A 10,550-nucleotide genomic window follows, 5' to 3' on the forward strand; every position below is an offset into this window, starting at 1 on the left:
TTTTATTTGTTTTTCTGGTAATTCAGACATCACCTCGCATCCTGTCTGTTTAATATAATATTAGTATTATATTATGTCAGTCCTGTAAAAAAGTCAACAAATAATTTGTCTAGAGATTTCCACAGCACTAACAGAGATTGCTTGACATGTGTTGTAATAAAAACAAAAGTATTGCACAGGTTGTGTTGTGATTATGACTATAGAGAGGGGTGATTCTGCTATAATTAAACAAATAAGACAGGAAGGGTGAGATATATGATTCGTGTGATTGCTGGAGGAAAAAAGCACCAAGATTGGGTGAATATGGCGATTTCTGAGTATGAAAAAAGGTTAAAAAAGCCGTTTAATGTTGAGTGGCAGTTTTTTGATGAGGATAAGTTATTAAAATATTTAGAGGGGTGGCCATTTTCGGGACATGAGTTTGTGATAGTTTTAGATGAGCGTGGAACAAATATATCTTCCGTGGAGTTAGCTAATAAACTTAACCAGCAATTCGTTGATGCTAAAGAGGCGGTAATTCTGATTGGGGGCGCCTTTGGTTTTACAGATGAAATTCGGGCTCGGGCTAATTTTGTGTGGAGCTTTTCGAAATTGGTTTTTCCCCACCAATTGGTGCGCGTAATGCTCAGTGAGCAGATATATCGTGCGCAGGAAATTAATCTTGGTGGAAAATACCATCACGAGTAAAAAGTTTTATCCGTTCCCTTCTTCTATTAGTTTGCAATATATTTGGAAATCTGATACAATATTGTCAGTTACCATAGACAGTGACGGATCTAGCATAGAGGTGTATAAAGTATTTGCATCTTTAGGCTGGTCTTAATTAGGTCACCGAGGAAAATTCTTAAAATTGGTAACGGATTTTAACAATTCGTAGACTTCTTAACAATCAAGGAAAAACTTTTTATGGCAATTTCAAAAGATAAAAAGAATACATTGGTTGCTGATTTAACTGAGCTACTTTCAAACGCAAAGCTAACTGCTTACGCAAATTATCAGGGACTTTCCGTTGCTGATCTTGAGGATTTGCGTAAATCTGCTCGTGAGCAGGGCGTAAAGATCAAAATTGTAAAGAACCGCTTGGTTCGTGTTGCGATGAATGAAATCGCTGTCTATAAAGACACCGATACCACTCACCTAACTGGACAATTGGTTTATGCAATTTCTGATTCTGACGAAGTTGCTCCAGCAAAAATCTTAGCTGATTTTGGAAAGACACATAAGGCATTGAAGCTGGTTGGTGGTTTTAGCGAAGCTGGTCGCATGATCGACACTGCTGAAATTACTGCACTTGCTGCTCTTCCTTCCAAGAACGAATTGGTCGCACAGGTGGTTGCACAATTGCTTTCACCAGTCAACGATTCTATCTCTGGTCTTTCCGGTGGACTTTCTGGTATTGTTTCCGGTTTGGAAGCAAAGCTAGAAGCTTAAATTTGATATATCCTTCGGGTTTATATTAAAACAATCAATGTTGTAATGTTCTAAAAGAACAAATATTAAATTACTAATTATAGAAAGGTCTAACATGGCTGATATTAAAAAATTAGCTGAAGAACTAGTAAATCTTACCGTTCTTGAAGTTAACGAACTCAAAAATACTCTTAAAGATGAATATGGTATTGAGCCTGCTGCTGCCGCTGTTGCTGTTGCTGCTGCTCCTGCCGCTGCTGCTGAAGAAGAAGGCAAATCTGAATTCAACGTCGTTCTTAAAGACGCTGGTGCTCAGAAGATCGCTGTAATCAAGGCTGTTAAAGAGGCTACTGGCCTTGGTCTTGGTGAAGCAAAAGCTATCGTTGATGGTGCTCCTGCAACTGTCAAGGAAAAAGTTAAGAAAGATGAAGCTGAAGCTCTCAAGAAAACTCTTGAAGAAGCCGGTGCTGTTGTTGAATTAGCTTAATTAAAAACCGAGTCTACGAATTTATTTAAAAAATACCCTTCGGGGTATTTTTTGTTGGATAAATTAAGTCTAATGAAATATTACGTCTAAGTTAGCATAAACGTTGTAGAAATAATGTTGTTATATTTATATAAACCTTTGCTTTATCTATTATGCTTGTGGTAGACTGGTGGTAATTATGATAGTAAAAATTAAGAGTACTATTCAAATTAAACAGATTAGTGGCTTAATTTTTTCACTTATATGCTTCTTTGTATGTAATAATCACAACGTTTTTGCTGAATCACTTTCAATGACTTTGAATGGTGTGGATGCGGGAAATGAATTGAATTTTAATTTTGATAAGGGGGCGCACGAATCAGCAAAGGTACGTGATGTTTTGATGAAAGTTCGGACGGATAATCGTTCTGGATATAAGGTGATGTTATCTAGTGCTGGGGCAGACTCGATTTTGAGGCCAAGCCAATCGGATAATACGGGTAGAATTATGCCACTTAGTACCAGCAAGACTCTTGCAAATTTTAACGAGAAAGAATGGGGTGTATCGATTGATCAGACAAATTTTTCGGCACTTCCTGGTAGTGGTTCACCAATGTTGGTGGTAAATAAGACTACGGCAAGTGCGCCAGGAGTTGGTGATAGTTCGGGTGCAGGGATCCCAAAAATTAGCATTTAAGAAAAATAATAGTGTACATAATACGCCTTTGTATAGTGGAGGCAATAACTATCGCATGCCATTTGCACGATGTCCTAACACTCTATACACCTTTCAGAGAACTAATCAGCTGAAAGCCGGTATTAGTAGTAGTTTTAACGAAGCTGAAACAGGCTCAGATCTCCCTATTTATGTGTGGAATGATTATAAAGGTGGGAAGAATTATATATTTTGGTATTCAGAGGCGGATATTGTTTATGCGCCGGAAGATGCAACTTTGTTTTTAAGTAGAGTGGCTAGTTTTAAAAGAAATAATGCGTCCTGCTTTGGTGAAATTGACCTTGACGGGATTGATTTTTCGAAGACCAAGAAGATGGATTCAATATTCTCCCAAGATACCAATGCATTGCTTAGTACGAGTCCACTATTAAAAATTTTACACCTCGAAAATATTAATGCTGCAAAAAATGCGGAGGCAGCTTTTGCATATACTAATTTGAGGGGGCTTGATATGTCTAAGATAACCTTTGAGAATGCCACGAGCTTTATGCATACGTTCTATAAGGCAACAGCAGATACACACGCGGATTTTTCTAAACTAAAAGGTGGCAATGCGACAACAATGGAGAAAATGTTCCTTATGTTTAAAGGGCCAGAGAATTTGTCTCTTTCAAGTCTTAATACTAGTACTGTTACTAATATGAAGGATATGTTTAGGAATCTAGCAGCGACAAAAAGTATTGATGCGTCGAGTTTTAATACTGAAAATGTAACAGATATGAATGGAATGTTTATGGGTACGTCTTATGTTGAAACTATTGATGTGTCTGGTTTTAATACGAAGAATGTAACTGATATGAGTATGATGTTTTATCAGAACAATTGGCTAAAAACGATTTATGGGCCAGAGGAATTTGATAGAACGAATCTTTCCCTTTCAACTAATATGTTTGGTCAATGTAGTCAGCTAGTTGGTGATGCTAGCTGGTCATATAGTGCGGGTAGTGTAGATGCGACTTACGCAAGGATTGGTAAGCCTGGCCTTAGAGGTTACTTTAAGGCGAAGCCTTAGAAAGGTTGTAAAATTAATATCCGCCCTGTAATGATGGGGTGGATTTTTTAATCCGTTAAGCTTAACTTTAGTTTGCGGATCAGGGTATAGGAAGGGGTATTATTAATTATGGATATATAATAACTTTTAAGAATCTATCTGGGTATATGGTGGTATATTAATGGTCAATGGTGCGGTGTTAATAGTTTAGTGTTAGATGATCTGCAGTGGGTTTTAAATACGTAAGGCACTTGGTGAGACATGCGAAATATCGATGACTAATAGTAAAATAGGGCACCTTGGTGCCCTATTTTATACTAGAGATTCTTAAGGTTATTGGTAGTCCTGTTGGCTTTTACTTTCGCCAGAAGGCTCCTGGGGCCGCTGAGCCGCCATCTATACGGGCGTGAGCTAGACTGCTAGCTGGTACTGTGGATCCGGCCTGGCCACGATAAGAGTCGCCAAGAGCAAAGATATTACTATAGGCAGTGACATTTGTGGTAACAAAACTATCAGAAGCGTAAATCTTTGTAATCCAGGTTGAACTCCTAAATAAGTTTGACATATCGGTAACATTATGAGTATCCCAATTTGTGAGATCTACCTCATAGAGCCAGGTGTAATCAAAAGCTGAGCTTAGGTTGGTGACATTACTTACATTAAAATCACTTAGATCTAGATATGAGACATAGGTATCATAGAATAGTTTTGACATATTTTTAACACTAGAGGTGTTGAGGCTGATTTTAATGTGCTGATTTTTCATAAAACCATAAGAGTTTCCGGAGAACATAGCTTGCATATTTTCAACAGCACTGGTGTCGAATCCATCAAGGTTGATTTCGGTAATTTCGCCGAGACCCGAGAAAGCAAAGCTAGTGTCTTTGAGGCTAGGAGCGGTGATCTTGGGGGCTTTAATTTTTGTAATGCCACAGTTACCGTGGAAAAGTGATTTAAGAGTAGTAAGTACTGGCGCAGGTTGGGTGGTGGCTGGCCAGGTGACTTCACTTGGTCCATATCCTGAACACTCTTTTCCTTCTGCGCTGGCTCCAGTGGTACTAAACATCTTTGACATATTCTCTATACTTGTGAAGGAGAAATGCGAGAGATCAACGACTACACTACTAGAACTTTCAAACATACTCTCCATGGTCACTGTATGACTAGTATTAAAGCCTGGAGAGAAAGATACATTATTTGATAGGCCGGTTTGATAAAACATGTAGGAGAGATCGGTGACTGCATTTGTTTTTAGTAGTGAAAAATCTATGGTTGCATTAAGAATAGTTCTCTCGAACATATGATTCATATCTAGTGCGCTGATGGTGTTTATTTTATCGAAATTGTTTAGCTCTGCTAGGTTATAAATCTGTGTAAACATATAACTAAAATCGGTGACTTTACTAGTATTAAAGACCTGAGGCAGAGTAATCTTTGTAACATAGCTGGTTCCTTTGAACATGCCTTTGACATCTGTGAGTTCACCTGTGTGAATTCTTCCAAGATCAGCTTCCTTAATGTAGCATTCCTCGAACATGAATGCCATGTTGGTGATATGGTCGCCACCCATATCTTGAGGATTGAGGGTGAGATTTTCAACTCGGCTATAAGAAAACATATAAGAAAGGTCTTCGGCGCTAGTGAATTTTAGACTGGAGAGATCGGCTACGTAGAGTGAGGTAGTATTTTTTAAGAAATTAGAAAAATCTTTGACTTTATCAAATTTGGCGTGTTTGAGATCTAGACTACTAAGTTGTCGTGCGTTTTCAAACATAGATTTAGCGTTAGTGGTTTCATTGAAATTAGCAAGAGGAAAAGTAATAGTTGAAGCTGAGCTATTATTAAACATATATGAAGCATCAGTTGATTTCTCAAAGGTGGCGGTACTTAGGTCTATTGTACCTGCTTTGGAATTCTTAAACATATTGGCTGTTGACGTAGTCTTTTTGAAAGTGGCTTTTGGAAGCTCGATAGTAGGGATGGCTGAATTCTCAAATAAAGAAGTAGCATCGTCAGCATCACTAACTTCCCAAGATGAGAAATCGGTAGCACCAAGATGATCGGTATTTTTGAAGGCGCGAGCAATCTTGTTGGCGTGTTTGGCAAAAGAGACATCGCCAATGCTGGAGACTGTAGAGTCTTCAAAGGCGGACTCGATATTTTTAATTGGTGAATTTTTAAAATATGTAAAAAATTCTGAGCTGTCAATGTCGTGATTACTCCAGCCTTTGGTTTGATAAAGAATATGTGAAATATTATTCACTTTGGAGAAATTAAGCATTTTATCAGAACGACGGTCTCTAAATTCGAATTTGAGATTATATCCGGTACCAGTGAATCCAGCAAACATATAAGAAAGATCTTCTGGGAAAACAAATTCGGTAGCTTTTGACCAGATACAGATTTTGTCCCAGTCGTTAGCTGGACGATAAATACCCATGTAAACATCGGACTCAGAATCTGGAGTGGAAATCTTAACGATGCTATCAGGACGGATGTTAACATCAGCACACTTCTTTTGACCAATGCTGAGGATTAGATCGGGATAATATTTTCTGTCATCGGGAATTTGAGTTTCAGGGCTATTGACGAGAGAAGTATCTTTTATTCCAAGAGCCGTGCGCAAGGCTGTATTAAATTTGCGTCCGGTAACGATATTGGCCTTTGACTCTTTTTCGGAAAGGACGGTAAAGATAATTTTTCCTTGATAATCACCAGACGGGACTTTGCGATCAAGACGCATTCCGATGTTTAGTTTGAAATTATCATCGGAAGGATCTTCAGTGCTAGTAAGAAGAGCTGGAGTACTGAGTTTTGGAATGTAATTGTAGTAGTGATTATCAGTATCTTTGGTGTTGTAGCCGTATTGATTTTTCATATCGTCGATAAAATTATTGTAGCCGGAGACCGAATTGATTTTAAAGGTGTTTAAAGGGTCTGTACTGGAGAGAGCGGAGTCCTCGGTGCCGCCAGAAATATAAAGTTCATAACCTGTATTACTGTCAGTCTTGACGTTGACATTGAGAGAGCGAAAATAGTTGGTGCCATCTTTGGTTGGTGTGGCCTGATTAATAACGGCATTGCCAGTAATAGCGATGGAAGTGTTCACAGCAAAAACCTTGGATGACGAAAACAATAAAAAAGCAAGATTGCAAACTAATAGAGTGAGCATCATGTTTAAATGATATTTGTGATAGTGATTAGTTGCTTTTTTAAAAAACATATATTTCTACTTTTTCTAATTTTATTGATACTATAAAAACGCTGTGTTTTTTACTATGTGCTTATTCTATCATCATGTTTAAAAAATGGTGGATGATTTTTATGTTTAACGGTGTTTTAAAGATATATATGTTGTAAAAATAGTATGTAATTATTACAATATTGCGAATAAAACAATATGTAAAAAGACTATGGACTATTGAAATTTTATATAAAAAATATACCACCATACGGTGGTATATTTTCTTTGAGTATCTTATCTAGTTGTAAATGTTTTCAACAGCAATGGATGGGCCCATGGTTGATGAAACAAAGATACTCTTAATGTATTGACCCTTGAGAGAAGCTGGCTTCATTGATTTCAATGAATCAAGGAAGGCGGTAGCATTCTTAAGCAATTGAGCTTCAGTAAAGTTGGTTTTACCGAGACCAAGGTGGACAATAGCCTGCTTGTCGACACGATATTCGATCTTACCGGCCTTAGACTCTTTGACTGCCTTTTCGATGTCAGCGGTAACAGTACCAGCTTTTGGATTTGGCATAAGGCCTTTTGGACCTAAGAGACGAGCGAATTTACCAAGTTTTGGCATGTAAGCAGGGGTAGAAATAAGAATATCGAAATTGATAATTCCCTTTTCTAGTTGCTTAATAAATTCGGTATCTTCAGCAATATCAGCACCAGCTGCTTTGGCCTTTTTGCACTCATCTTCAGGAGCGAAAACAGCTACACGAACTTCCTTGCCATTACCGTGAGGCAAAACAAGAGTGGTACGGATGTTTTGATCTGCCTGGCGTGGATCAACACCAAGACGGGTGTGGATCTCGATGGTGGCAGCAAACTTTGCTGGGTTGGTTTTGACTGCAAGAGCAATTGCTTCTGCTAGAGTATAGAACTTAGCGTGGTCAATGTCTTTGTAGGCGGCTTGGTATTTTTTGCCGCGGCGCTCTAGGATGGAGCGAGTGACTGGTTTTTCACCTTTTGGCTTAACTTCGAGTTCAGCTAATTTGTTTTCAGCTGCACGAGCTTTGCGCTCTTCTTCAGCTTTGACTTCCTCGACGTGTTTCTTAGACTTTTTACCAGCTTTGGCGAACTTTTCAGCAGTTTCTGGGGTTTCAGTAACCTCGACAGTTTCGGAAACAACCATTTCTTCTGCCTTGATATTTTCTTCGGCCATATTTTTCCTTTCTGTGGTAGTAACGGGTTGATAAAACTTTTTCAACCCTCCCATGATTAATATTAGTTTGAATAAATAAATTATTCAGCGATTTCGACACCCATTGAACGGGCAGTACCAGCGACAACTTTGATGGCACCTTCAAGATCAATAGCGTTAAGTTGCTCCATCTTGATGTTTGCGATTTTTTCTAGTTGTTCGCGAGTGATTTTTCCAACTTTTTCGGTGTTTGGACGACCGGAACCTTTTTGAAGTTTTAACTCTTCACGGATTAGGTCATCGACTGGCTGGCCGAGACAAGTCCATGCGAAAGTGCGATCTTCGAAAACCTGGATGTGGACAATAACGTTTTTACCGTTGTAGTCTTTGGTTTTCTCGTTAAATGGATTGATGAAATCCATCATGTTTAGACCCCACTGACCAAGAGTTGAACCAACTGGAGGTCCTGCGGTGGCTTTGCCACCAGGGATGCGTAACTTTAAATTACCAATTACTTTTTTTGCCATAATTTTTTTACTCCTAATTAGAGCGCGTAACGGGATTATTATACTATTTTTTGGGGAAAAAGTAAACCACGAAACGTCAGAATGACGATGCGTGGTTTACAATAATAAGTTTCGAGTACCAAGAGCTTTTAATTAGCGATAATGCGAGTACCGGCTTTACCTTCAATCGCTTTAGAGGCTTTTTCAGGTGAAGTGATGATACAAACGCGCTTGTTGGCTCCCGATACAAAGCTGACGCCGGCTTCAACTTTCGGAAGCATACTACCAGCGGCAAACTGACCCTGAGCAATTAGCTTAAAGGCATCGTCGACGGTGAGTTCGGTAAGCGTTTTTTCGTCTGGTTGTTTGTAATTAACCTTAACATTATCGACTGCGGTGAGAATTAATAGAATGTCGGCATCAATAGTTTCGGCAAGTTTTTCGGCGGCAAAATCTTTGTCAATAACTGCTTCAAGACCAGTTAATCGCCCATGTTGATCGTAGTAGACTGGGATACCACCACCACCCCCAGCGACAATGACGGCACCGTTGCCGATGGCAATTTTGATGAGGTCGGATTCAATGATTGAAAGCGGCATTGGTGAGGGCACAACTTTGCGCCAGCCACGACCGGCGTCCTCTTTAACGGTAATACCACGAGTTTTAGCAAGTTTTTTTGCTTCTTCTTCGGTATAGAAAGGTCCAATTGGCTTACTTGGGTTCTTGAAGGCTGGATCGTCTTTTGAGACGAGAACTTGGGTGACGATTGAAGCAATTGGTTTTTTGATTTTAAGTTGTTCTAATTGATTTCTTAAGGCATTCTGTAGCCAATAACCAATCTGACCTTGACTCATGGCGCCAGCTACATCGACTGGCATAGTTGGAGTCTTTTCGGTATTAATAGCTTCTTCATGAAGAATAATATTGCCGATTTGCGGGCCATTACCATGGACGATAGCTAGGGTGTGTCCAGCGGTGATTAATTTAACCAATTCCGAAGCAGTTTCGTTGGCGACGGCTAGTTGATCAGCGGCGGTTGCCTTACCATCTTTTGATAAGGCATTGCCACCAAGTGCGACGACGATTTTAGCCATTAGATAACCCCCATGATGAATACTGCAGCCAGGCTAATAATGACGAAGAGGATCATAATTGGAAGGACGCGCTTGACCCAGGTTTTATAGGAAACCCCAGCGAGAGTGAGGCCGGCCATGAGTGAGGCGATTGTTGGTGCGATCATGTTTAATAAGCCGTTAGCAGTAGCGAAGGCGACGATCATAGTTTCTTTAGTGGACCCCACGAGGTCGGCAACTGGGGCGATGATTGGCATGGAAGCAGCAGCAAGACCTGAGGATGATGGAATGATGAAGGAAAGTGGAAGGTAGAAGATGTAGGCAAGAATACCGACGATACCGCCATTTGAGTTCTTAAGTCCGGTTTCACCCCAGTGAATAATAGTGTCTTCGATACCACCACTGCGCATGACGATAGAGACAGCGGCTGCAACGGCAATAATGACGGCGACGCTTAATAGTTGTTCTGAACCATCAATAAAGGTGTCTGTGATGGAAACCTCTTTTTCGTGAAAACCTTTGCGATAGATGAAGGCAATAATAAGGGCAGAAATTAAGAAGAGGGCGGAAATTTCATTAAAGTACCAAGAACCGAGGGCAACGTTATGCCCGACGCCTAGAATATTACTGAGAACTGGAATACCAGCAAGCCAAGTGTGGAAGTCTTCAAAAAGAGTGATGCGAAAATTAGACCAAGGAATAAGAGAGATGATCATGATAAGAAAAGTAAAGGCGAAAATTCCCATAATGAGTTTGCGCTTTCCTGTATACTCAGGAACGGCTTTAAGGTCGATGGCTTTAAAGGTTGAAGCAACAGCGGAATCGTCTTTATATTTGCCAGCTTTGACTTTTTTAGCGTAATGCATAGTGTAGATGATGGCGGCAATAAGCATAAGAACGAGGATGATACCCTGGATCCAAAGAATGCTACCAAGCTGGACATTGGCAGTACGAGCGGCGATGCCGGTTGAGAATGGGTTAACAGTGGAGGC

Annotated in this window: 9 protein-coding genes and 1 pseudogene; 5 read left to right on the forward strand and 5 right to left on the reverse strand. The window is 39.8% G+C overall.

All coding sequences use genetic code 11. The features are described 5' to 3' along the window. The first annotated feature begins 255 nt into the window (after nucleotides 1-255). From G3KMM_RS02530 to G3KMM_RS02550, 5 genes are all read left to right on the forward strand, one after another. Nucleotides 256-687, forward strand: a complete 432-nt coding sequence (locus G3KMM_RS02530) for a 23S rRNA (pseudouridine(1915)-N(3))-methyltransferase RlmH (protein WP_129605165.1) — start codon at nucleotides 256-258, stop codon at nucleotides 685-687. A gap of 219 nt (nucleotides 688-906) precedes the next feature. Further along, nucleotides 907-1,431 (forward strand): 50S ribosomal protein L10, encoded by a 525-nt coding sequence (gene rplJ / locus G3KMM_RS02535; RefSeq protein ID WP_129605168.1) that lies wholly within the window; start codon nucleotides 907-909, stop codon nucleotides 1,429-1,431. Nucleotides 1,432-1,525: 94 nt separating this feature from the next. Next, complete coding sequence (gene rplL / locus G3KMM_RS02540; RefSeq protein WP_129605171.1) at nucleotides 1,526-1,897, forward strand: 50S ribosomal protein L7/L12; 372 nt, start codon at nucleotides 1,526-1,528, stop codon at nucleotides 1,895-1,897. A 178-nt stretch (nucleotides 1,898-2,075) separates the two neighbouring features. Next, complete coding sequence (locus tag G3KMM_RS02545) at nucleotides 2,076-2,573, forward strand: hypothetical protein (protein WP_129605174.1); 498 nt, start codon at nucleotides 2,076-2,078, stop codon at nucleotides 2,571-2,573. Continuing rightward, nucleotides 2,545-3,624 carry a BspA family leucine-rich repeat surface protein gene (locus G3KMM_RS02550; RefSeq protein ID WP_129605177.1) on the forward strand — a complete coding sequence of 360 codons (1,080 nt, stop codon included), beginning with the start codon at nucleotides 2,545-2,547 and terminating at the stop codon, nucleotides 3,622-3,624. The genes G3KMM_RS02545 and G3KMM_RS02550 overlap by 29 nt, the downstream gene beginning before the upstream one ends. A 334-nt stretch (nucleotides 3,625-3,958) precedes the next feature. Here the strand turns inward: G3KMM_RS02550 and G3KMM_RS02555 are convergent, their stop codons facing one another. The 5 genes and pseudogenes from G3KMM_RS02555 to G3KMM_RS02575 form a co-directional block, all read right to left on the reverse strand. Then, on the reverse strand, nucleotides 3,959-6,826 hold the full coding sequence (locus tag G3KMM_RS02555) for a BspA family leucine-rich repeat surface protein (RefSeq protein ID WP_129605180.1): 2,868 nt from the start codon (nucleotides 6,824-6,826) through the stop codon (nucleotides 3,959-3,961). A gap of 259 nt (nucleotides 6,827-7,085) precedes the next feature. Next, on the reverse strand, nucleotides 7,086-7,778 hold the full coding sequence (gene rplA / locus G3KMM_RS02560; protein WP_241569030.1) for a 50S ribosomal protein L1: 693 nt from the start codon (nucleotides 7,776-7,778) through the stop codon (nucleotides 7,086-7,088). A gap of 302 nt (nucleotides 7,779-8,080) precedes the next feature. Next, complete coding sequence (gene rplK, locus G3KMM_RS02565) at nucleotides 8,081-8,506, reverse strand: 50S ribosomal protein L11 (RefSeq protein WP_129605183.1); 426 nt, start codon at nucleotides 8,504-8,506, stop codon at nucleotides 8,081-8,083. A gap of 128 nt (nucleotides 8,507-8,634) precedes the next feature. After that, nucleotides 8,635-9,579: a carbamate kinase gene (gene arcC / locus G3KMM_RS02570; RefSeq protein ID WP_129605186.1), complete on the reverse strand. Its 945-nt coding sequence runs from the start codon at nucleotides 9,577-9,579 to the stop codon at nucleotides 8,635-8,637. Then, nucleotides 9,579-10,550, reverse strand: a pseudogene (locus tag G3KMM_RS02575) (YfcC family protein); the annotation flags it as partial. The pseudogene G3KMM_RS02575 and the gene arcC, both read right to left, overlap by 1 nt.

The sequence above is a fragment of the Candidatus Nanosyncoccus nanoralicus genome (assembly GCF_004138405.1).
Classification (GTDB): Bacteria; Patescibacteriota; Saccharimonadia; order Saccharimonadales; family Saccharimonadaceae; genus Nanosyncoccus; species Nanosyncoccus nanoralicus.

Bases quoted from the DNA above. Each gene is read 5' to 3' on its own strand.
- G3KMM_RS02530 (WP_129605165.1), top strand. From the start codon at position 256: ATGATTCGTGTGATTGCTGGAGGAAAAAAGCACCAAGATTGGGTGAAT.
- rplJ (WP_129605168.1), top strand. From the start codon at position 907: ATGGCAATTTCAAAAGATAAAAAGAATACATTGGTTGCTGATTTAACT.
- rplL (WP_129605171.1), top strand. From the start codon at position 1,526: ATGGCTGATATTAAAAAATTAGCTGAAGAACTAGTAAATCTTACCGTT.
- G3KMM_RS02545 (WP_129605174.1), top strand. From the start codon at position 2,076: ATGATAGTAAAAATTAAGAGTACTATTCAAATTAAACAGATTAGTGGC.
- G3KMM_RS02555 (WP_129605180.1), bottom strand. From the start codon at position 6,826: ATGTTTTTTAAAAAAGCAACTAATCACTATCACAAATATCATTTAAAC.
- rplK (WP_129605183.1), bottom strand. From the start codon at position 8,506: ATGGCAAAAAAAGTAATTGGTAATTTAAAGTTACGCATCCCTGGTGGC.
- arcC (WP_129605186.1), bottom strand. From the start codon at position 9,579: ATGGCTAAAATCGTCGTCGCACTTGGTGGCAATGCCTTATCAAAAGAT.